Raw genomic sequence first — 20,145 nt, forward strand, 5'->3', positions numbered from 1 at the left:
CGTCATCCCCCTCCCGCATGCGGGAGGGGCTAGGGGTGGGCACGCGCTCACCCCCATTGCTGCCTTTGGCCTTGGCCTTGGACGCGTGAGATTTGGCCGAAGCGTCGCCCTTGGCCGAAGCCGGGCGCCTACCCCTCGGTCCCCTCCCGCTTGCGGGAGGGGAGGAAGGTAGGGTGTCGGTAGCGCCTAGCGCCTCATCGGGAGGGTTCCGCATGTGCGTCCTCCTGCGCCGGAGTATTCGGGGCCGTCTTCGGAGCGTCGCGGTCGACCAGCAGCTGGCCGCCCGCGCCGTAATTCTCGGTCGAGACCTCTTCGATCACGATCTGCACCGCAGCCGGGTTCTTTCCCAGCCGCTGCACGAGCGACTGGGTGACGTCGGCGACGATGCCGGACTTCTGGTCCTTGGTGGCGGACCCCGAGATGCGGATGCTGACGAAGGGCATCAGGCCTTGTCGCCCTCGCTCTTCGCGTCGGTCTTGTCCGCCGCGTCTTCAACCGAAGCGTCCTCGACCGAAGCGTCGTCCGCCGAAACGTCCTCAGCCACGGCTTCTTCGGCCGTCGGCTCTTCAGTTGCAGCGTCCTCGACCACGGCGTCATCAGCCGAAGCCTCTTCCACCGGAGCCTCGTTCGCCTCGACGTCGTCAGCCTCGGCCTCAGGCGCCTCGTCCTCGAACCAGTGCGCACGCGCGGCCATGATGATCTCGTTGCCCTGCTCGTCGCTCAGACCATATTCCGCGAGAATCCCGCCCTTGGGCTCGGGACGCTTCGGCGCGTCTTCGTTGCGACGACGTGGCTCAACGCGCTTCTTCTCGACCAGCTCGTCGGTCGCGAGATCGGCGAGGTCGTCGAGCGTCTTGATGCCCGCCTTGCCGAGCGTGACCAGCATCGCCTCGTTGAGATACGGCATGCCGGCGAGCGCGTCCTCGACGCCGAGCGCAGTACGCTCTTCGCGGCTCGCTGCGTCGCGACGCTCGAGCGCCTCGGTCGCGCGGTTCTGCAACTCGCCCGCCAGGTCCTCGTCGAAGCCCTCGATGCCGGCGATCTCCTCGACCTCGACATAGGCGACCTCCTCGAGGTTCGTGAACCCTTCGGCGACCAGCAGCTGTGCGAGCGTCTCGTCGACGTCGAGCTCCTTCTCGAACATCGCCGAACGCTCGACGAAGTCCTTCTGGCGCTTCTCCGACGCATCCGCCTCGGTAAGGATGTCGATCGCCTTGCCGGTCAGCTGCGACGCAAGCCGCACGTTCTGGCCACGACGGCCGATCGCCAACGAAAGCTGGTCGTCGGGAACGACCACTTCGATGCGCTCTTCTTCCTCGTCGATCACGACGCGGCTGACCGAAGCCGGCTGCAACGCGTTGACGACGAAGGTCGCGATGTCGGGCGACCAGGGGATGATGTCGATCTTCTCGCCCTGCATTTCCTGCACGACGGCCTGGACTCGCGAGCCCTTCATGCCGACGCACGCGCCCACCGGATCGATGCTCGAATCATGCGAGATGACGCCGATCTTCGCGCGCGAACCCGGATCGCGGGCCGCGGCCTTGATCTCGATGATGCCGTCGTAGATCTCGGGCACTTCCTGCGCGAACAGCTTCTTCATGAAGTCGGGGTGCGCGCGGCTGAGGAAGATCTGCGGTCCACGGTTCTCGCGGCGGACGTTCAGGATCAGCGAGCGGATGCGGTCGTTGACGCGCACCACTTCGCGCGGGATCTGCGCGTCGCGGCGGATGACGCCTTCTGCGCGGCCAAGGTCGACGACGACATGGCCGAACTCGACGCGCTTGACGACGCCGGTGATGATCTCGCCTGCGCGGTCCTTATACTCTTCGAACTGGCGCTCGCGCTCGGCGTCGCGGACCTTCTGGAAGATGACCTGCTTGGCAGCCTGTGCGGCGATGCGGCCGAACTCGATCGGGGGCAGCGGATCGACGATGAAGTCGCCGAGTGCGGCGTCCTTCTGGAGCTTCTGCGCGCCCTTGACGTCGACCTGCTTGAAATAATCGTCGACCGCCTCGACCACTTCGACGACACGCCACAAGCGCAGATCGCCGGTGTTCGGATCGAGCTTCGCGCGGATGTCGTTCTCGGCGCCGTAACGCGAGCGGGCGGCGCGCTGGATCGCGTCCTCCATCGCCTCGATCACGATCGCCTTGTCGATCATCTTCTCCGACGCGACCGAATTCGCGATCGCGATCAGTTCCGCGCGGTTTGCGGTGACTGCCGTGGCCATCAATGCTGTCCTTCTTCGGTGTCGGCCTCGTGAGCATCGGGCTCATCGGTGGGCGTATCTTGATAGAAAACCTCGTCCGCGCCTTCGGTGGAAAGCGGCGCGGTCGCGGCGATGAGTCGGTCGGTCATGACGAGCTTGGCGTCGGCGACCTGCGAAAAGTCGATCGTCATGAGCTTGTGCTTGTTGACGTCGACGGTGATCTTCGTCCCCTCGACGCCCATCAGATTGCCCGAGATCTGCTTGCGATCCTCGAACGGCTCGACGAGGCGGATACGCGCCTCCTGGCCTTCCCAGTCGGCGAAGTCCTGAAGCCGGGTCAGCGGGCGATCGATACCGGGGCTTGACACTTCGAGACGATACGCGTCCTCGCCGACCGGGTCCTTGCCCTCGGCTTCGAGCGCATCGAACTTGTCGGAGATACGGCGCGACAGCTCGGCGCAATCCTCGATCACCAGCTGGCGAGTGTCGGGGCGCTCGGCCATCACCTGCAACGTCGGATCGGACTTGCCGCCCTGCATGCGCACGCGCACGAGGCTGAGGCCGAGCGCGGTCGCCTCGGGTTCGATCAGGTCGGTCAGCAGGGCGATATTCGCCATCGAAATTCCAAACAGGGCCAAAGCACAGGTGATTGCCGCCGCGGAGCAAGCCCCGCAGCCTCTTCATCTGGCGATGTAGAGAAGTGGTGCCTCTATACGCGGGGTGGCGCTGCTCCGCAAGCGGGAGCAACCTTCGTTTAGTACGCTGCGTTAGCGCAGGGATTTCCGGGAGAAGATCATGATTCGCAAAACGCTGTTTGCCACTGGGTTGCTGACAACCACGCTGCTCGCGTCCACCGCCTGTTCGGCTCAACCGGCTGCGGCGGGGAAGCCCTTCAAGGAAACTGTGGTCGCCGATTTCGATTCGCCCTGGGCGATGACGTTCCTGCCCGACAAGCGCATGCTCGTCACCGAGAAGAAGGGGCAGATGCTGCTGGTCTCCGCCGACGGCAAGTCGCGCCAGACGGTCGCGACGCTCACCGTCGATTCGGCCGGGCAGGGCGGGCTGATGGACGTCGTCCTCGCGCCCGACTTCGCGACCAGTCAGCGCGTCTATTTCAGCTATTCGACCGCAGGCGAGGGCGGCAAGGGCGTCGTCCTCGCGCGCGGCCGCCTGCGTCCGAACGGCGGTGGTGGCGAGCGTCTCGGCGAGATCGAAGCGCTGTTCAGCGCGCGACCGTTCGTCGAGGGCAACGGCCATTATTCCGGCCGCATCGCCTTCTCGCCCGACGGCAAATACCTGTTCTTCACCAACGGCGAGCGCCAGAAGTTCACGCCTGCACAGGACCCGAAGATGACGCTCGGCAAGGTGCTGCGCCTCACCCTCGACGGCAAGCCCGCCCCCGGCAACCCGCTCGTGGCAAAGGGCTTCGCGCCCGAAATCTGGAGCTATGGCCACCGCAACCTGCTCGGCATCGCGTTCGATGCGCAGGGCAATCTCTGGGAGCAGGAGATGGGCCCCAAGGGCGGCGACGAGGTCAATCTCATCAAGCCCGGCCTCAACTATGGCTGGCCCAACGCCTCGAACGGCAGCAACTACGACGGCACCGACATTCCCGATCACAAGCCCGGCGATGGATATGAGCCGCCCAAGGTGTTCTGGAACCCCGTGATCTCGCCCGGCGGCCTGATGATCTATTCGGGCAGCATGTTCCCGCAGTGGAAAGGCGACGCGTTCATCGGCGGCCTCTCCTCGAAGTCCCTGGTCCGCGTCCACCTCATCGGTACCAACGCGGCAAAGGGCGACCAATGGGACATGGGTGCGAGGATCCGCGAAGTCGAACAAGGCCCCGACGGCGCGATCTGGGTCCTGGAAGACGGCGGCGACTCACAAGGCCGCATGATAAAACTGACCGCAAAGTAAGGCCAAATTCCCCTCCCGCTTGCGGGAGGGGTTAGGGGAGGGCGCGACGTACGTACTGGCGTCCGGTCTGTGAGGCACGCCCCTCCCCCAACCCCTCCCGCAAGCGGAAGGGGAGCAAAAGCGGCTAGTCGCGCACGATCAAATAATTCATCCGCGCAGCCGCAATCGGCTTGTCGCGCTCGTCCTGCCACGCCGTCGCCTCGACATTGGCCACCCGGTTCCCCAACCGAGTCACCACCCCAGCCGCCCGCGTCGGCTTGTCCCGGCCACCCCGCATGAAATCGACGGTAACGTTGACCGGCTTGATCCGAGCATCGGAGCCAGTGGCACCCTCAGCTTCCAGCGCATGCTGCAAAGCCGCGATCGCCGCCATCTCCAGCAACCCCGAGATCGCACCCCCATGCAGAAACCCCGGCCGCCCGAGCACGTCATCGGCAAACGGCATCAGCAATACCGGCGGCGCCCCATCCTCGGCCTCGACCGACACGCGGAGAATCTCCGCATAGGGCGGCAGGCCGATCGTCATGCCTCGATCCTTCTGTTGAGACCCATGCCGGCGACATCGCCGACAACCATGAACGTCCCCGCGACATGCGCCAGCGGATCGCCCGGATCGCCGTCATGTGCCTGCCCCCGCACGAACGCGATCGAGCGCGTGATCCGGTAGCATTCGCCGCGCCCGATCACCGTCTTCCCCGGCGTCGCCGGCCGCAGATAATCCACCCGCAAATCCAGCGTCGCATGCGGCACGAACGCGTTGCGCTTGATCCAGATCGCCAGGCTCGTCGCCATGTCCATCATCGTGATGATCGGCCCCGACGCGATCACGCCGCTCGCCGGATCGCCGATCAGCTTCTCGTCATAGGGCAGCGCAAGCTCCGCCCAGTCGTCGCCATGCGCGTGATAGCGCATCCCCAGCGCGGCGCCGTGCCCGCCGAACCCGCGCGTCGCAAACCATTGTGGATCAAAACCAGCCATGTGCGAGGCTCTACACGCCGCGTGAGCGTGCGCAACATTGCGGGGGAGGGCAGGGGCGTTTAGCGTTCGCGCAAAGATCGAGAGGATCGCCACAATGAACGACCGGGTCATCATTACCGTCAGGGACGGCATCGCCGACGTCCGCCTGGCGCGCGCCGACAAGATGAACGCGATCGACCCCGCAATGTTCGAGGGCATCGCCGCCGCGATCGACCGGCTCAAGGGAATGGCCGAAGTCCGCTGCGTCGTCCTCTCCGGCGAAGGCAAGGCGTTCTGCGCCGGCCTCGACATGGCCTCGATGGCAAACGGTGGTTCCGGGCTGGCGCTAGGCGACCGCACTGAGGAGGGCGCGAACCTCGTCCAGCAGGTCGCGTGGGGCTGGCGCACGCTGCCGATGCCGGTGATCGCCGCGGTCCACGGCGTCGCGTTCGGCGGCGGCTTCCAGATCATGTCGGGCGCCGACATCCGCATCGCCCACCCGCAAGCCCGCTTCGCAATTCGCGAGAGCTACTGGGGCCTGGTCCCCGACATGGCCGGTATCGCCTTGTGGCGCACACTAGCCCGCGACGACGTGCTGCGCGAACTCACTTATACCGCCCGCGAGTTCGACGGCGCCGAGGCGTTGCGGCACGGCTTCGTCACGCGTATATCTGAAGACCCGCTCGGCGAGGCGATGATGCTCGCCCGCGAGATCGCGGCGAGGAACCCCCACGCGATCCGCGGGTCGAAGCGCCTCTACAACCTCGCGGCGGATGCGGACGCGGCGGCAGTGCTTCATGCAGAAACCGAAGAGCAGTTGAAGGTCATCCGTACGCCCAACCAGGTCGAGCAGGTGCGGGCGAACATGGAAAAGCGGGCGGCAGTGTTCGGGGACTGAGCCCTCCCCCCCTTCGTCATCCTGACGAAAGTCAGGATGACGAAGGGGGCGACGTTCAGCCCTACTTCTACCACCCCGGCGAAGGCCGGGGCCCAGTTGGAAAGGTCGTTGTAACGGAGCGCTATCTTGCGCCATCATCGTCCCCCAACTGGGCCCCGGCCTCCGCCGGGGTGGCGAATGTGTAGCGTGTGACGTGTCTACTTCACCTTGTCATACGGCGTAAAATCCCGGAACCGGCAATACCCAGACGGAATCGACATACCGACCGACACCGTCCGAAACCGGTCATTCCGGCACAATTGCCCACCGTAAACATCGACAATCAACGTATCGAGCGGTCGCAGCGAAGGGCATTCGCCGACCGGCCCGGTCTTCCACATCCGCTTGCCCGACTGCCGATACAGGATCGTCTGCGAATCAACGATCTCAGGCCCGTTCAACTGCTGAAGGTCGATGCACCGAACCGGCGTCCCAGCAACCCGTCCCGCCAACGGGTCCGACTTGCCCGCCCCGAGCATCCCCACCGTCAGCAGCGCCACCGACGCCAAAATGGCCCCGCGCATCATGGCTTCCGATACGGTACGAAGTCGCCGAAGCTGCAACTCCCGGTCGGAAAGCGCGACGCCTGGTCGAACGTCTGCGCGATATCGCCGCGGCAAAGCTGCCCACTCGGCGTCCGCGTCACGAGGATATCGCCGCGCGCGATTCCCTCGCACCCACCGGCGGTATCGCTGCGATACACCAGCCCGCTATTCACCCGGTACAGGATCGTCGCGCCGTAGCCCGAGCTCTGTTTCTGCGGAAACTGGGTGAGACACGTTTCGGGTTTGCCCGGTACAAGTCCCGCCAGTTCCTTGGCGAGTTTCTCCTGCACGCCCGCTTCACGAACCTGCGCGCGTTCGACTTCCGCCTGGGTCTGCGTACATCCCACCAGCATCATCGCGGGCAGCAACATCATCGGTAAGGCTCGCATGGTCATCGAAACGCTCCTCGGGATCTTGCCGCTATACCGCTATTACGCGCGAAACGAGTCCTTGGCCGCACGATATCCTGCGAACTGTTCGAGCGACGTCGCGCGGAGGAACGGATTGGTGGCCCGCTCGAGCCCGATCGTCGTCGGCACGGTAGGCTCGCCCTTGGCGCGCAACGCGTCGACCTCGGCCATACGCGTCACGATGTCGGCATTGTCCGGCTCGGCGACCAGCGCATAGCGCCCGTTGCTCTGCGTATATTCGTGCCCGCAGAACACCTCGGTCTCGTCCGGCAGCGTCGCATAGCGCTGCATGTTCGCGAACATGTCCGCCGGCGTGCCCTCGAACAGCCGCCCACAGCCCATTGCGAACAGCGTATCGCCGGTGAAGATCGCAGCATCGTCGGCAAAGTGGAACGCGATATGCCCCTGCGTATGCCCCGGCACCGTCATCACGGTCGCCTCGTGCGCACCAAGGCGCACGACATCGCCTTCGCCGACCTGCTCGTCGAGAGTCGGGATCTTGTCCGCCTCCGCCGCAGGCCCGACGACCGTCGCACCATACGCCTTCATCTCGGCATTCCCGCCGGTATGATCGGGATGCCAGTGCGTCGTCCACACCCGGTCGATCCGCCAGTCGCGCTTCTTCGCGGCGGCGATCACCGGCCCCGCATCGCCCGGATCGACCACCACCGTCTCGCCCGAGACGGTGTCGTGGATCAACCAGGCGTAATTGTCGGCAAGGACGGGGACGCGGACGATATCAAGCATCAGCAGGTCACCACTTGCCAGTGTTGGGCATCGACGCCCACGGCTCGGCGGGATCGAGCGGACGATCTGCCTGCAACAGCTCGATCGAGATGTTGTCCGGCGTCCGCACGAACGCCATGTGACCGTCGCGCGGCGGCCGGTTGATCGTCACGCCCGAGTCCATCAGCCGCTGGCAGGTGTCGTAGATGTTGTCGACGCGGTAGGCGAGGTGACCAAAGTTGCGACCCTCGCCATACTCCTCGGGATCCCAATTATGCGTCAGCTCGACCTCGGCACCCTCGTCGCCGGGGACCGACAGGAAGATCAGCGTGAACCGACCCTTCTCGTTCTCCATCCGGCGGACCTCCTTCAGGCCCAGCGTCTCGAAGAACGCGATCGTCTTCGCCGGGTCGGTCACGCGGATCATCGTGTGGAGATATTTCATGCTGGCTCCGAGGGTTGTTCGGAACCGCAGATAGGGACGGGGGCGGTGGCGTGAAAGGGTTCGAGCCACCGCCCGCGTCCTATTCCTCCGACCGGATCAGCACCGCCTCGCCGATGAAGAAGAACAGCAGGAACGGCGCCCAGGCGGCGAGGAACGGCGGGTAGGCGCCGAGATTGCCCATCGCGAGCGCAAAATTGTCCGCGACGAAGAACGCGAAGCCGAGCCCCATGCCGATAACGGCGCGCACGAACAGCTTGCCCGATCGCGCGATCCCGAACGCCGCGACCGCGCCCAGCAGCGGCATCAGCACCGACGACAGCGGACCCGACAGCTTGTGCCACAACGACCCTTCGAGCGCCTTGGTCGGCCGCCCCGCATCGGACAGGTCGGCGATCGCCGCCTTCAGCGCGCCGAACGACAGTCCGTCCGCATCGACGCTCGCCAGCGTGAACTGGTCCGGCCGCACGTCCTTCGCGATCACCACGGCGCCCAAGGGGCGGACGGTGCCGCTCTTCACGTCGAACCGGGTCGCAGGGCTCACCTCCCAGCCGTTAGCGACGCGCCTGCCGTGATCCGCCCGCAGGATCGCGACGAGGTTACCGCCGGTGCGATCGTACAGCGTGATGCCGCCAAGTCGCGTCGCGTCGCCGCGCCCGCGGATCTGCGCAACCTCGATCAGGTCGTCGCCGTCGCGTACCCAGACGTTCGCACGGTCGCCGCGATCGATCGGCAACTTGCCGTAATTCACTTTCTGCCACTGGTTCAGCGTCGCCGTCGCGCGCGCCACCACGCGGTCGTTGAACACGAAGCTGATCACCGCGACACCCAGGCTCGCGACCAGCAACGGGGCAAGCACCTGATGTGCGGACAGGCCGGAGCCTTTCAGCGCGACGATCTCGCTGTTCTGGTTCATCGTGATCAGCGTCAGGATGGTGCCAAGCAGGACCGAGAACGGCAGGAACCGCGAGACGATCTGCGGCGCGCGCAACGACACATACTGCCAGACCTGCGCATCGCCATTGCCGGGAAAGGCGAGGATGTCGCCGGAGTTGCTCAGCAGGTCGAGCGCCTGGAGCACCAGCACGAGCGCGGCCAGCACCGCGAACGTCCGCACCAGGAACATCCGTCCCATGTAGATCGCGACCGTCCGCGACGGGAAGAAGCTGACGATGTTCATGCGGCTTTGCTCTTACGGAAGCCCGGGATACGCTTGGTGATCGCCTTGAACGTCTTCGAGAAGACGCGTTCCAGCGCACCGATCGGTTGTCCGCCAGGGACATAGGCGATCGTGTAGTACATCCACAGGATCAGCCCGGCGAAGATCGTGAACGGCACCCACAGCGCGATGATTGGATCGATCCGCCCAAGCTCGCCGACGTCCGCCGCATACTGGTTCACCTTGTGATAGGTGACGATCATCACGATCGACAGGAACACGCCAAGCGCGGACGAGGATCGCTTGGGCGGCACCCCGAGCGCGAGCGCGAGCAGTGGCAACAGGAACATCGTCGCGACTTCGGCAAGGCGGAAGTGGAACTCCGATCGGCTGCCGTCACGCTGCTCCAGCGTCTTGCCACGCTGACCCTGCTTGGCGAGTTCGGGCAGGGTATATTCGAGGTTACGGCCTCCGCGGACGCGGAAGCTCTCGAACTTGGGCAGGTTGATCGGCAGATCGTGGCTGGTGAAGGTCAGCACGCGCGGCGTCTTGAACTCGGGCCGGTTGTGGACGAGCGTGCCGTTGGCGAGGCGGAAGATGATGACGTTGGGATCATCGGTCGCAAGGAACTTGCCCTTCTCCGCGGTCACCCCCAGCCAGTCGCCGTTCGGGCTCTGCGCGTGGACGAAGATGCCCGACAGCTCGCGGCCCTTGTCCTTGCTCTCCTCGATCCGCAGCGTCATCTTGCTGCCGAGATTGGTGAACTCCCCGACCTTGATCGACGCGCCGAGGGCACCGGTACGCAGTTCGAACCGCAGCCCCTCGTAATAATAGCGCGCGATCGGCTGAACATAGCCGACGATCGCGAGGTTCAGCAGCGCCAGTGCGATCGTGTACATGTACGGCACGCGCAGCAGCCGATTGTAGCTCATCCCGACACCACGCAGCACGTCGAGTTCGGACGAGGTCGACAGCCGGCGGAACGCGAGCAGGATGCCGAGCATCAGCCCGATCGGAATGCCCAAGCCCAGATATTCGGGCAGCAGATTGGCGAGCATCCGCCACACGACGCTGATCGGGCCGCCTTGCGTCGCGACGAAATTGAACAGCCCGAGCATGCGATCGAGCACGAACAGCATGACGGCGATCAGCAGCGTCGAAAAGAGCGGCACCGCGATCAGCCGGGCCATGTAGCGGTCGATGGATTTCATGCGCGGGTTGGGCTCGGTATGCTGGGTCGCGCGGGTATAGGGGCGCACGCGCGAGGCGTCATCCTCAATCGCAACGGATCAGCGAACGATCATTCCGCGGCGATCGGGTGGTTCGTCTCGCGGCGCTCCGTGGCCATCGCCGTCATGACCGCGCGCTCCAGGCCGTTGAGCGTGAAGGGTTTACGCAGCACCTCGTGCCCGCCGAACTGCGCGACGTTCACCTCGCCGGCAAACCCGGTGACGAACAGCACCGCGACGTGCGGATACAGCGGGGAGAGCGCGGCGATCATCTCCGGCCCGGTCTGGCGCGGCATCAGCACGTCGGAGATGATCAGCCCGATCCCCGGGTTCGCCGCCAGCAGCGCAGGAGCGGCAAGCGGATCGTCGCACGCGATCGGATGATGCCCGATCTCTTCCAGCGCGCCGGTCGTCGCGGCCAGCACGCGCGGATCGTCCTCGACCACCAGGATCTGCAACGTCTCGGGCATCGTCGGGGCGATCGATTCGACCATCGCGATCGGGACGGTCGGCAGGGGGGTTGCGATTAGTTCGGCAGCGCGGGGTAAATAGAGTGTGACGGTCGTCCCTTCGCCCGGTGCGGAGACGATGCCGACCTCGCCGTGCAACTGCTGGACCAGCGCGAAGATCTGGCTGAGGCCAAGACCGGTGCCCTTGCCGACCTCCTTGGTGGTGAAGAACGGCTCGAACACGCGCTCGGCCACGTCGGGCGCCATCCCGCAGCCATCGTCGCCGACCATGATCGTGACGTAGTCACCCGCCGCGCACCGCCCGACCTGTTCCGCCGCCAATGTCGTCGTACCGGTCGCGACGGTCAGCGTGCCGCGCCCGTTCATCGCGTCGCGCGCGTTGACCGCCAGGTTCAGCACCGCGTTCTCCAGCTGGACCCGGTCGGCGCGGACGCACCCGCCGGCCGCATCGTCGCGCACGGTGACCGTGATCGCGTCGCCTAAGGTGCGGTCGAGCAGGTCGGACATCCCGGCGACCAGCGCGGCCGCGTCGATCGTCTCGGCCTTCAGCGAATCCTCGCGACTGAAGGCGAGCAGCCGGCGGGTCAGCGCCGCCGCGCGGTTCGCACCCTCGGTCGCGCTGTCGATATGCCGGCGCACGCTGGCGGGATCGCTCGCGAGATTGCGGCGCGCGAGTTCCAGGCCGCCCAGCACCACCGCCAGCATGTTGTTGAAGTCATGCGCGATCCCGCCGGTCAGCTGGCCGACCGCCTCCATCTTCTGGATCTGGCGCAGCTTCGCCTCCTGCACGCGCAATTCGGCGGTGGCGGCGGCAACCGCGGTGGTCAGCTCGTCCGCGCGCTCGCGTTCCAGTTCGGCATCGGCCAGTGCGGTCGCACGCTCGCCGACCGCGCGGATCGTGAACCAACCTAGCACGATCGCGCCGAGCACGATCAGTACGCCAAATATGGCCAGCACCCCCGCGACCCAGCTTGACCGTTCGACCGATCTCATCGCCGCCGCCGTCCGGTCGTCGAGCAACGCGCGTTCTCCGGCGATCAGTGTGTCGAGCGTCGTATTGATCTCCGCCAGCGTCGGTGATTTCCGTGACTGGTAATACCGCGCGAGCGCTTGGCCGTTCTTGCCGTAACTCGTGTTGAGCGCGGTGAGCGACAGCTCCCGCCCGCGTGAATCATAGGCGGTTCGCAGCCGATCGACGCGTGGCTGTTGCTCGGGATTGTCGTTAGTGATCTGGTCGAGCCGGTCGATTTGCGTCCCCGCGAGGAGCCATTCGTCAAAATAGAGCTGCCCGAGCTGCTTGTCGCCGCTGATCACGTAGCGCCCGAGCGACGCCTCCGACCGCGCGATCGTCCCCGACAGAGTGCGGGCAAGGATCATCACGTCATAGCTGTGCGCCTGCAGCGCCAGCGCGCGATCCCGCTGGCGATTGGCGTGGCCGAGCGTCACGATCAGCGCGACCAGTACCGCCGCACCGAGCAAGCCCATCACGACCAGCATGGCTATGCGCCACCTCGCCCCGCCCCCCTGGGCCGCAGTCTCGACCTCGTCTTGCGTCACGGCCGGCATCCTAACGCGTCGTTGCCCACACGCAATGACTTGGAATGCCGGTACCGATCGAACATTTCACGGATGTTTCCTCCTCCCGGCGGGAGGAGGAAACCGTCAGCCGATCACGCCGACGGCGCGGCCAGCGGTCTCGAACATCCCGAGGATCGTCGTGATCTGCTCGTCGGTATGCTCCGCGCACAGCGAGCAGCGCAGCAGGAACGTCCCCGCCGGCGTCGCGGGCGGGCGCGCCATGTTGACGTAGAGACCACCCTCGAGCAGCGACTGCCAGATCGCTATCGCCTGTTCCTGGTCGGTGAGGATCACCGCGATGATCGCCGAGTCGGACGTCTCGGTGCCGAGCTTGAACCCCATCGCCTTGAGCCCGCCGTGCAGCCGGCGCGCGTTCTTCCAGAGCTGCGCGCGCTTGTCGTGCGCGGTCATCAGCTTGCGGATCGATGTGGCGGCGGTCGCGACCACCGACGGCGGCAGCGACGCGGTGAAGATGTACGGACGACACGCGAACCGCACCATCTCGAACTTCGGGTGGTTCGACACGACGAACCCGCCGACCGTGCCGACCGACTTCGAGAAGGTGCCGACGACGAAATCGACCTCGTCGGTGAGCCCCATCTCCTCGTACACGCCGCGCCCGTTGGGGCCGAAGAACCCCATCGAATGCGCCTCGTCGACGAGCACCATGCAACCATGCTTCTTGGCGACTGCGACCATCTCCTTCAGCGGGGCGATGTCGCCGAGCATCGAATAGACGCCTTCGAGTACCACCAGCTTGCCGGCTTCCTTCGGCAGGCGGCCGAGCCGCTTGTCGAGATCGTTCACGTCGTTGTGGCGGAAGCGGACGATCTCGGCATTGCCCTGCTTGCAGCCGTCGTAGATAGACGCGTGACTGTCGGCGTCGAGGATGACGTATTCGCCCTTGCCGGCGAGCGTCGAGATGATCCCGAGATTGGCCATGTACCCGGTCGAGAACACGATCGCGCCGGTCATGTCGTAGAACTCGCGCAACGCCTGCTCGACGTCGATGTGGTCGTGGAACGTGCCGTTGAGCATCCGGCTGCCATTGGTGCCCGAACCGAACGCGTCGAGCGCATCCTTGCCCGCCTGGATGACGTCGGGGTCGAACGTCATGCCCATGTAATTGTACGTGCCGAGCAGGATCGTGTCCTTGCCGCGGATCACCGCCTGGGTTGGCCCCTTCACCTCGTCCATCACGATCGCGAACGGATTGCGCACGCCACTGGCGATCAGCGCCTCGCGTTCAGCGATCAGCGCGTCGAATTTCGACATGAGGTCGCGTTCGGGGGCGATCTCGGGAGCGTCGACGGGGAGGGCGTGGGCAGTGGTGGCGGCTTCGGTCATCGTCATTCGGCCTTGAAAATTTCCGTTCGTCCTGAGTAGCGGCTGAGCGAAGCCGAAGACGCGTATCGAAGGGCAGGTGGTTCGATACGGGCCCCTTCGACTGCCTGCTATGGCAGTCGCTCAGGGCAGGCTTTGCCACGCTCAGTCCCTACTCACCACGAACGGGATATTTTGAATTAGTCCTGCTTCAACTTCGCGACCGCGTCGACCAGCTGGCCGACCGTCTCGATCTCGGCCTGCATGTTCATCGTGATGATGATGTCGAATTCGTCCTCGATCGCGGCGACGAAATCCATGACGGTCAGGCTGTCCCACTCCAGGTCGCCCTGGAACGTCGTCGCATCGGTCAGCGGCGCGTTCTTCTTGTTGAACGGCTCGATCTGCGCGGTGACGGTGTCGTAGATCTGCTGGCGGTCGCTCATCGTAATCCTTCCGAGTGTCGGCGCAGTCCTGACAGGGAATTGCGGCGGCTTTTCGGCGCTATAGCAGCCCGGCGGCGCGATACCACGCCGCGGTTTGCGCGAGCGCCTGCGGTGTCGGGACGGACGGCGTCCACAGCGCGGCCGGCGGCGGCTTGTGCGAGACCCAGTCGGGGTGGCAGAAATAACTCACCCGGTCGCGCGTCAGCTTGGCCTTGCGACGGCGGACGAGCCGGTCCGCGGCGGACGCAAGCTTCAGGAGCGCGCGGGGTGTGGAGAAGACCCTGACCGGCTTGCCGACCGCCACACCGATCGCGCGCGCGAAATCGCGGTTGTCCCAGCCGTTCGACACACCGTCGTCGGGCTCCATGATCGAGGGCGCATCGTCACTCTCGGCGAGCGCGAGCAGCAGCGCGGTCAGGTCCTCGACGTACAGCAACGACACGCGCGTGCCGGCCGGGGGCATCGGGATGTAGCCGGACCGCGCCGCCTTGAAGACGTCGAGCAGCTCATGGTCGCGCGGACCAAAGATCGCGGGCGGGCGGACGATCGTCCAGTCCAGCCCCGACGTCTGCACGCGCGTTTCCGCCTCGGCCTTCGACCAGCCATAGTTCGACAGCGTCGGCTCGCGCGAGGCAAGCGAGGAGACGTGGACGAAGCGGCGGATTCCAGCGTGCTTCGTCGCCTGAAGGATGCCTTCGGTTCCGGCGACGTTGCCCTCGGCAAAGCCCGCACGGTTGGCCGCGTTGACGACACCGGCGACGTGGATCACCACATCCGCGCCCTCGACCAGCGTCGCGAGGCTCTTAGGCCGATCAAGCGCGCCTTCGATCCAGGTCACACCGATGCGCTTGGCCTGCGGCTTCCGGGCGAGCGCACGTACGGTGTGCCCGGTCTCCAGCGCGTGATCGATCAGGTGGCTGCCGACGAACCCGGTGCCGCCGGTGATGGCCAGGATCATGACGGCGCTCCCGAGGTTGCAGCAGAAGTATGTTCACCCGCGAAGGCGGGTGCCCAGACTGGGCACCCGCCTTCGCGGGTGAACAAGGCCCGGCCGATCATACGAGCGCCAGATGATTGCGGTGCACCAGTGCCGACCGAGGTGCGTAGCCGAGGATGGCCGCATGATCGTCGCTATGACGGCCGAGCAGGCGCGCGGTATCCGCCGCATCATACTCCGCAAGCCCCCGCGCGACAGTCCCGGCAGGCCCCTCGATCGTCACGAGGTCACCCCGCGTAAAACCACCGTCGATCCGCGTCGCACCAGTCGCCAGCAGACTTCGCCCTTGGCCAAGCGCGGCCGCCGCCCCCGCATCGACATGGATCGCACCCTTTGCGGTAAGCCCCCCGGCAAGCCAGGCCTTCCGCGCAGACGCAGTCCGCTCGGCAGTAAAGATCGTATGGCGGGCAGGGGTGGACAGCGGATGCTCGATCCGCCCCGAAGCGATCGCCAGTGGAATGCCCGCACCCGTCGCGATCCGCGCCGCGGCGATCTTCGAGGCCATCCCACCCGAACCCATTCCCGAACCCGAGCCGTCGTCCGCCATCCCCGCAACCGTATCGATCCGGCCCACGCTAGCAATATGCGTCGCGGACGGATCGACATGCGGATTGGCGGTGTAGAGCCCATCGACGTCGGACAGCAGGATCACGCCCTGCGCACCGGCGGCCTGCGCGACACGGGCGGCCAAGCGGTCATTGTCGCCGAACCGGATTTCCTCGGTCGCGACGCTGTCGTTCTCGTTGATGACCGGCACGACTTTGAGGGACAGCAGCCGGTTGAGCGTCGCGGCGGCGTTGAGATAGCGTCGCCGGTCTTCGAGATCGTCCAGCGTGACGAGGATCTGCGCCGCGTTCAGACCCTGCGCAGCGAGAAGTTCGGCCCAGACCTGGCTGAGCGCAATCTGGCCGGTGGCGGCCGCAGCCTGCGCATCCTCGAGACTAGCTCGCCCACCCTTTGCGAGACCAAGCCGGCGCGCACCCAAGGCGATCGCCCCAGACGACACGATCGCAACCTGCTGGCCTTCATCAATCCGCGAAGCAATGTCGGTAACAAGCCCGGTCAACCACTCCCGCCGAACGCTCCCATCGGGATCGACCAGCAACGCCGACCCGATCTTTACGATCAGCCGCGCGCAAGACGAAGGCGGAAACATCACTGCTCCCTCTCCCCGTCGGGGAGAGGGCCGGGGTGAGGGGCCGCCAAGCAGCGCTCCACCAGGAACAGCCCCTCACCCAACCCTCTCCCCGCAGGGGAGAGGACTTCAAGGATCAGAGCGGCGACCATGCGACCGGCACTTCGCCTTCTTCCAGTTCCTTCGCCGCGCCCGCCGCCGGCCCGATCGCCTCGATCAGCTGGTCCAGCACCGCCTCGATACCAGCGCCACTCGCCCCCGAAATCGCCATCACCTCGGCACCGCTGGCTTCCGCCAGTTCCGCCGACAGTGCCGCGATCAGCTCCGGATCGAGCATGTCGATCTTGTTCAGCGCGACGATCACCTTCTTGTCGGTGAGCCCTTCGCCGTAATTCTCCAGCTCGTCGCGCACGATCCGGTACGATTCGGCCACGTCACGGTCGTTCGCATCGACCAGATGCAACAGCACCCGGCACCGCTCGATATGTCCCAAGAACCGGTCGCCGATCCCCGCACCTTCGGCCGCGCCCTGGATCAGCCCCGGAATATCCGCGACCACGAACTCGCGCTGCTTGTGGCGCACCACGCCCAGCTGCGGCCGCGTCGTCGTGAAGGCGTATTCGCCGACCTTGGCCTGCGCGTTCGTCACTTGGTTGATGAAGGTCGACTTGCCCGCATTCGGCAGGCCCACGAGGCCCGCATCGGCAAGCAGCTTCAGCCGCAGCCAGACCCATGCCTCGCCGAACGGCCAGCCGGTGCCGTGCTGGCGCGGGGTGCGGTTGGTCGACGTCTTGTAGCTCGCGTTGCCGCGCCCGCCATCGCCACCGCGGAACAGCACTTCGCGCTGGCCGACTTCGGTAAAGTCGATCAGTACCTCTTCCTTGTCCTCCGACAGCACCTGCGTGCCGAGCGGGACGCGGATGACGAGGTCCTTGCCGCCTGCGCCGGTGCGGTTCGAGCCCGATCCGCCCGAGCCGCGTGGCGCGCGGAAATGCTGCGTATAGCGAAAGTCGATCAGCGTGTTCAGGCCGGCGATGCATTCGAACACGATGTCGCCGCCCTTGCCGCCATTGCCGCCATCGGGGCCGCCATATTCGATATATTTCTCGCGGCGGAAGCTGACGGCACCGGGGCCGCCCTCACCCGAACGTACGTAGATCTTGGCTTGGTCTAGAAAATGCATCGCCGCCCCATAGCGAAATTGGCGAAAATCTCCACCCTCTGCGATTCGGCCGGCAGTTCGAGTGGTTCAGCAGCGAGAAGGGGCGGCGGCGTCCTTGCTGGCGAGCAGCGCATCGAGCGCCAGTTCGCGCGCCTTGCCGACCGGCAGCCCCAGCGCGCGCGCCATCGGTGCCCCCATCAGTGCGTCGCCGAGTGCCATCAGCACCAGCGTCAGCGTCTGTTCCTGGATCGGCTGGTCGCCGGGCATGTCGCCCTCCGCCAGTTCGTCGACGAGATCGTGAATCGCGGTCAGGATCGGATCGAGCGCATTGGTATTGCCCGACAGGATCATCCAGCTCGCCAGCGCCCCCGCGCCGCCCTTGCCGAACGCGTCGAAGGTCATCTCCACGACCTCGCGCGGGTCTAGCTCGCCCGCCCTCACGCGCAGCACCGCGGCGCCGATCGTCCCGACGATGTCCGCCGCCATCCGCGTGATCAGCGCGGTATGCAGCGCCTCCGCCGAGCCGAAATGGTGGAGCAAGTTGGCGTGCGTCCGCCCGACGCGGCCTGCCACGGCCTTCAACGTAACTGCACTGGGGCCGCTCTCCACGAGCAGCGCACGCGCAGCTTCGACGGCGGCTTCACGTGATTCGGTGGGGGAGAGTCGCTTGCGCGGAGTTGACGTCACGGACGGGAAAACCTATTTACATCAATGTAAGTAACGAGTGTTCATTCCTGTTTGGAGGTTTCCGTGGCGAAAGCAACCACGCCTGCCGATCTAACGATCACCCCGCGCGATCGCCGCTTTGGCCGCGGTGCCGCGATTCGCCGCTGGTGGCTGAACGACGATTCCGTAGCGACGGCGTTCTATAACGCGCTGTCGGTGACGTTTCCGAAGGGCGAGGGCTATTTCGTCGACAGCGTGCGGAAGTTCCGCGAGGGCACGCCACCGAAACTCCATGCCGAGATCAACGCCTTCATCAAGCAGGAGGTGATCCACACCCGTGAGCACGTCGCGTTCAACCGCCACGTCACCGACCAGGGCTACGACGTCGCGCCGCTGATCGTGGATGTCGATGCGGCACTGGCGCTGACCAAGGGGCGTCCGGAGATCGCGAGCCTCGCCGCCACCACCGCGCTCGAGCATTTCACCGCGATGCTGGCGCACGAACTGATCGCCAACCCGAAGCACCTCGCGGGCGGTGACCAGCAGGCGGCGGCGCTCTGGCTGTGGCATGCCGCCGAGGAGATCGAGCACAAGGGTGTCGCCTACGACACATGGCTGCACGCAACTCGCGATTGGCCGCGCTTCACGCGCTGGCGGGTGAAGTCGCTGGTGATGCTGATCACGACGTGGCGCTTCTTCACGGGACGCGCACGAGGGATGGCGGAACTGTTGCGGCAGGACGGGCTTACCGGGCCTCGCGTCTGGGCGCGGATGGCGTGGTACGCGTTCGGCAACCCGGGGATGGCGCGCAAGATCGCGGGCGTCTGGGCCGCGTATTTCCTGCCGGGCTTCCATCCGTGGAAGCACGACGACCGCGCGCTGATCGGCTTGGCGGAGAGCGAGTATGAGGCGGCGGTTCTGCCGGTTGCGAAGCGGGCGGTTGCGGTGGCCTGAGCCTCGGGCTTCGAATTCTCCCTTCCCTCCTAGTTCTCCCGCGAAGGCGGGAGCCCAGGATACCAAACGCCACCGCCCGTGTTTCCTGGAGCCCCGCCTTCGCGGGGGAACAGTTAGTGAAGAGCAACTGCCCGCCTAAACATACACCCCACCCCGGCGAAGGCCGGGGCCCAGTTGGAAAGGTTGCAGTAACGGAGGGATATCCTCTGTTAGAGACGTCCCCCAACTGGGCCCCGGCCTTCGCCGGGGTGGCGTACCTTTAGAGGGTAGCGAATCTCCGACTTACGCCGCCAAAGGCATCGGCGAACATCGATCGTCATCCAGATCCAGCTCGAACATCACCGCAGGCGCTTCCCCACCACGGCCCCGCGAAGTCCGAGCCTCGACCCGCCCCGTAGGCCGAAACCCGAGCTTCGCCAGCACGCGCCCCGACGCCGGGTTGTCCACGAAATGAAAAGCATCCAGCCGGTGCAGGCCCAGCGCATGCCGCGCCATCGCAACCACGGCTTCACCAGCCTCGGTAGCATACCCGCGCCCCCAGGCATCCGGCGTCAGCCAATAGCCGAGTTCATGGCCCGATTCGGCAACCTGAAGCCCGATCCCACCGACGAGTCGCGGCGCACCGGTCTCCATGGTCTCGATCAGGAATCGCGGCTCGTGCCCGCCGCGCGGCTGCGAAAGGAACGCCTCGGCATCCCCCAGCGCATACGGCCATGGCGCTCGCGCCAGCTTGGCGACCACCGACTCATGGCCGATCGCCCGCGCCAGTGCAGGCGCATCTTCCGGCCAACCCGGCCGCAATGTCAGTCTCTTGGTGCGCGCGAACACGGCTCTCTCCTATCGCGTCATTGGCTGCGCGCATGCCACGTCGGAATGA

Annotated in this window: 22 protein-coding genes; 3 read left to right on the top strand and 19 right to left on the bottom strand. The window is 65.8% G+C overall.

The features are described from left to right. Positions 1–194 precede the first annotated feature (194 nt). Genes AC1ME3_RS09010 through rimP form a run of 3 tightly spaced genes read right to left on the bottom strand, consistent with a single transcriptional unit; the run spans position 195 to position 2,829 of the window. Positions 195–443 (bottom strand): tautomerase family protein, encoded by a 249-nt coding sequence (locus AC1ME3_RS09010; protein WP_332746153.1) that lies wholly within the window; start codon positions 441–443, stop codon positions 195–197. Beyond that, positions 443–2,233: a transcription termination factor NusA gene (gene nusA, locus AC1ME3_RS09015; protein ID WP_480955700.1), complete on the bottom strand. Its 1,791-nt coding sequence runs from the start codon at positions 2,231–2,233 to the stop codon at positions 443–445. The genes AC1ME3_RS09010 and nusA overlap by 1 nt, the downstream gene beginning before the upstream one ends. After that, positions 2,233–2,829 carry a ribosome maturation protein RimP gene (gene rimP / locus AC1ME3_RS09020; protein ID WP_056065919.1) on the bottom strand — a complete coding sequence of 199 codons (597 nt, stop codon included), beginning with the start codon at positions 2,827–2,829 and terminating at the stop codon, positions 2,233–2,235. The genes nusA and rimP overlap by 1 nt, the downstream gene beginning before the upstream one ends. 178 nt (positions 2,830–3,007) lie before the next feature. Here rimP and AC1ME3_RS09025 point away from each other — a divergent pair, with 178 nt between their 5' ends. Next, positions 3,008–4,132 (top strand): PQQ-dependent sugar dehydrogenase, encoded by a 1,125-nt coding sequence (locus tag AC1ME3_RS09025; protein WP_480955701.1) that lies wholly within the window; start codon positions 3,008–3,010, stop codon positions 4,130–4,132. Between the two features lie 124 nt (positions 4,133–4,256). Here the strand turns inward: AC1ME3_RS09025 and AC1ME3_RS09030 are convergent, their stop codons facing one another. After that, complete coding sequence (locus tag AC1ME3_RS09030) at positions 4,257–4,658, bottom strand: PaaI family thioesterase (protein ID WP_480955702.1); 402 nt, start codon at positions 4,656–4,658, stop codon at positions 4,257–4,259. Beyond that, positions 4,655–5,110 carry a PaaI family thioesterase gene (locus AC1ME3_RS09035; protein WP_480955703.1) on the bottom strand — a complete coding sequence of 152 codons (456 nt, stop codon included), beginning with the start codon at positions 5,108–5,110 and terminating at the stop codon, positions 4,655–4,657. Before AC1ME3_RS09035 ends, AC1ME3_RS09030 begins: the two co-directional genes overlap by 4 nt. Before the next feature lie 94 nt (positions 5,111–5,204). On the opposite strand from AC1ME3_RS09035, the gene AC1ME3_RS09040 reads away from it, so the two are divergent. After that, positions 5,205–5,987: a crotonase/enoyl-CoA hydratase family protein gene (locus AC1ME3_RS09040; protein ID WP_480955704.1), complete on the top strand. Its 783-nt coding sequence runs from the start codon at positions 5,205–5,207 to the stop codon at positions 5,985–5,987. Positions 5,988–6,184: 197 nt separating this feature from the next. On the opposite strand, the gene AC1ME3_RS09045 is transcribed toward AC1ME3_RS09040, so the two are convergent. From AC1ME3_RS09045 to AC1ME3_RS09105, 13 genes are all read right to left on the bottom strand, one after another. Beyond that, complete coding sequence (locus AC1ME3_RS09045) at positions 6,185–6,553, bottom strand: hypothetical protein (RefSeq protein WP_480955705.1); 369 nt, start codon at positions 6,551–6,553, stop codon at positions 6,185–6,187. Beyond that, positions 6,550–6,966 carry a hypothetical protein gene (locus AC1ME3_RS09050; RefSeq protein ID WP_480955706.1) on the bottom strand — a complete coding sequence of 139 codons (417 nt, stop codon included), beginning with the start codon at positions 6,964–6,966 and terminating at the stop codon, positions 6,550–6,552. The genes AC1ME3_RS09045 and AC1ME3_RS09050 overlap by 4 nt, the downstream gene beginning before the upstream one ends. A gap of 36 nt (positions 6,967–7,002) precedes the next feature. Beyond that, a complete protein-coding gene (gene gloB / locus AC1ME3_RS09055) occupies positions 7,003–7,728 on the bottom strand; it encodes a hydroxyacylglutathione hydrolase (RefSeq protein ID WP_480955707.1) in 726 nt (241 codons plus the stop codon). A 7-nt stretch (positions 7,729–7,735) separates the two neighbouring features. After that, a complete protein-coding gene (locus tag AC1ME3_RS09060; RefSeq protein ID WP_107963247.1) occupies positions 7,736–8,152 on the bottom strand; it encodes a VOC family protein in 417 nt (138 codons plus the stop codon). Between the two features lie 79 nt (positions 8,153–8,231). Continuing rightward, a complete protein-coding gene (gene lptG / locus AC1ME3_RS09065) occupies positions 8,232–9,329 on the bottom strand; it encodes an LPS export ABC transporter permease LptG (protein ID WP_333960703.1) in 1,098 nt (365 codons plus the stop codon). After that, positions 9,326–10,519 carry an LPS export ABC transporter permease LptF gene (gene lptF / locus AC1ME3_RS09070; RefSeq protein ID WP_207897156.1) on the bottom strand — a complete coding sequence of 398 codons (1,194 nt, stop codon included), beginning with the start codon at positions 10,517–10,519 and terminating at the stop codon, positions 9,326–9,328. The genes lptG and lptF overlap by 4 nt, the downstream gene beginning before the upstream one ends. Before the next feature lie 89 nt (positions 10,520–10,608). Then, positions 10,609–12,504 (bottom strand): ATP-binding protein, encoded by a 1,896-nt coding sequence (locus AC1ME3_RS09075; RefSeq protein ID WP_480955798.1) that lies wholly within the window; start codon positions 12,502–12,504, stop codon positions 10,609–10,611. A gap of 165 nt (positions 12,505–12,669) precedes the next feature. After that, a complete protein-coding gene (gene spt, locus AC1ME3_RS09080; protein ID WP_480955708.1) occupies positions 12,670–13,932 on the bottom strand; it encodes a serine palmitoyltransferase in 1,263 nt (420 codons plus the stop codon). A gap of 176 nt (positions 13,933–14,108) precedes the next feature. Beyond that, positions 14,109–14,354 (bottom strand): acyl carrier protein, encoded by a 246-nt coding sequence (locus AC1ME3_RS09085; protein ID WP_056065939.1) that lies wholly within the window; start codon positions 14,352–14,354, stop codon positions 14,109–14,111. Positions 14,355–14,412: 58 nt separating this feature from the next. Beyond that, entirely contained in the window at positions 14,413–15,312 is a 900-nt protein-coding gene (locus tag AC1ME3_RS09090; RefSeq protein WP_480955709.1) for an NAD-dependent epimerase/dehydratase family protein, read from the bottom strand. A gap of 97 nt (positions 15,313–15,409) precedes the next feature. Further along, on the bottom strand, positions 15,410–16,507 hold the full coding sequence (proB, locus tag AC1ME3_RS09095) for a glutamate 5-kinase (protein WP_480955710.1): 1,098 nt from the start codon (positions 16,505–16,507) through the stop codon (positions 15,410–15,412). 115 nt (positions 16,508–16,622) lie between these two features. Then, complete coding sequence (gene obgE / locus AC1ME3_RS09100) at positions 16,623–17,669, bottom strand: GTPase ObgE (RefSeq protein ID WP_093399629.1); 1,047 nt, start codon at positions 17,667–17,669, stop codon at positions 16,623–16,625. A gap of 66 nt (positions 17,670–17,735) precedes the next feature. Further along, entirely contained in the window at positions 17,736–18,335 is a 600-nt protein-coding gene (locus tag AC1ME3_RS09105) for a TetR/AcrR family transcriptional regulator (protein WP_133020930.1), read from the bottom strand. A 63-nt stretch (positions 18,336–18,398) separates the two neighbouring features. On the opposite strand from AC1ME3_RS09105, the gene AC1ME3_RS09110 reads away from it, so the two are divergent. Then, positions 18,399–19,268, top strand: coding sequence for a metal-dependent hydrolase (locus AC1ME3_RS09110; RefSeq protein WP_133020929.1), 870 nt, complete (start codon positions 18,399–18,401; stop codon positions 19,266–19,268). A 282-nt stretch (positions 19,269–19,550) separates the two neighbouring features. Here the strand turns inward: AC1ME3_RS09110 and AC1ME3_RS09115 are convergent, their stop codons facing one another. After that, the gene (locus AC1ME3_RS09115) at positions 19,551–20,096 is read right to left on the bottom strand and encodes a GNAT family N-acetyltransferase (RefSeq protein ID WP_480955711.1); all 546 of its coding nucleotides are present in this window, start codon (positions 20,094–20,096) and stop codon (positions 19,551–19,553) included. Positions 20,097–20,145 lie beyond the last annotated feature (49 nt).

It is taken from the genome of Sphingomonas sp. BL2, assembly GCF_056680015.1.

Bases quoted from the DNA above. Each gene is read 5' to 3' on its own strand.
- AC1ME3_RS09010 (WP_332746153.1), bottom strand. From the start codon at position 443: ATGCCCTTCGTCAGCATCCGCATCTCGGGGTCCGCCACCAAGGACCAG.
- nusA (WP_480955700.1), bottom strand. From the start codon at position 2,233: ATGGCCACGGCAGTCACCGCAAACCGCGCGGAACTGATCGCGATCGCG.
- rimP (WP_056065919.1), bottom strand. From the start codon at position 2,829: ATGGCGAATATCGCCCTGCTGACCGACCTGATCGAACCCGAGGCGACC.
- AC1ME3_RS09025 (WP_480955701.1), top strand. From the start codon at position 3,008: ATGATTCGCAAAACGCTGTTTGCCACTGGGTTGCTGACAACCACGCTG.
- AC1ME3_RS09030 (WP_480955702.1), bottom strand. From the start codon at position 4,658: ATGACGATCGGCCTGCCGCCCTATGCGGAGATTCTCCGCGTGTCGGTC.
- AC1ME3_RS09035 (WP_480955703.1), bottom strand. From the start codon at position 5,110: ATGGCTGGTTTTGATCCACAATGGTTTGCGACGCGCGGGTTCGGCGGG.
- AC1ME3_RS09040 (WP_480955704.1), top strand. From the start codon at position 5,205: ATGAACGACCGGGTCATCATTACCGTCAGGGACGGCATCGCCGACGTC.
- AC1ME3_RS09045 (WP_480955705.1), bottom strand. From the start codon at position 6,553: ATGATGCGCGGGGCCATTTTGGCGTCGGTGGCGCTGCTGACGGTGGGG.
- AC1ME3_RS09050 (WP_480955706.1), bottom strand. From the start codon at position 6,966: ATGACCATGCGAGCCTTACCGATGATGTTGCTGCCCGCGATGATGCTG.
- gloB (WP_480955707.1), bottom strand. From the start codon at position 7,728: ATGCTTGATATCGTCCGCGTCCCCGTCCTTGCCGACAATTACGCCTGG.
- AC1ME3_RS09060 (WP_107963247.1), bottom strand. From the start codon at position 8,152: ATGAAATATCTCCACACGATGATCCGCGTGACCGACCCGGCGAAGACG.
- lptG (WP_333960703.1), bottom strand. From the start codon at position 9,329: ATGAACATCGTCAGCTTCTTCCCGTCGCGGACGGTCGCGATCTACATG.
- lptF (WP_207897156.1), bottom strand. From the start codon at position 10,519: ATGAAATCCATCGACCGCTACATGGCCCGGCTGATCGCGGTGCCGCTC.
- AC1ME3_RS09075 (WP_480955798.1), bottom strand. From the start codon at position 12,504: ATGCTGGTCGTGATGGGCTTGCTCGGTGCGGCGGTACTGGTCGCGCTG.
- spt (WP_480955708.1), bottom strand. From the start codon at position 13,932: ATGACCGAAGCCGCCACCACTGCCCACGCCCTCCCCGTCGACGCTCCC.
- AC1ME3_RS09085 (WP_056065939.1), bottom strand. From the start codon at position 14,354: ATGAGCGACCGCCAGCAGATCTACGACACCGTCACCGCGCAGATCGAG.
- AC1ME3_RS09090 (WP_480955709.1), bottom strand. From the start codon at position 15,312: ATGATCCTGGCCATCACCGGCGGCACCGGGTTCGTCGGCAGCCACCTG.
- proB (WP_480955710.1), bottom strand. From the start codon at position 16,507: ATGTTTCCGCCTTCGTCTTGCGCGCGGCTGATCGTAAAGATCGGGTCG.
- obgE (WP_093399629.1), bottom strand. From the start codon at position 17,669: ATGCATTTTCTAGACCAAGCCAAGATCTACGTACGTTCGGGTGAGGGC.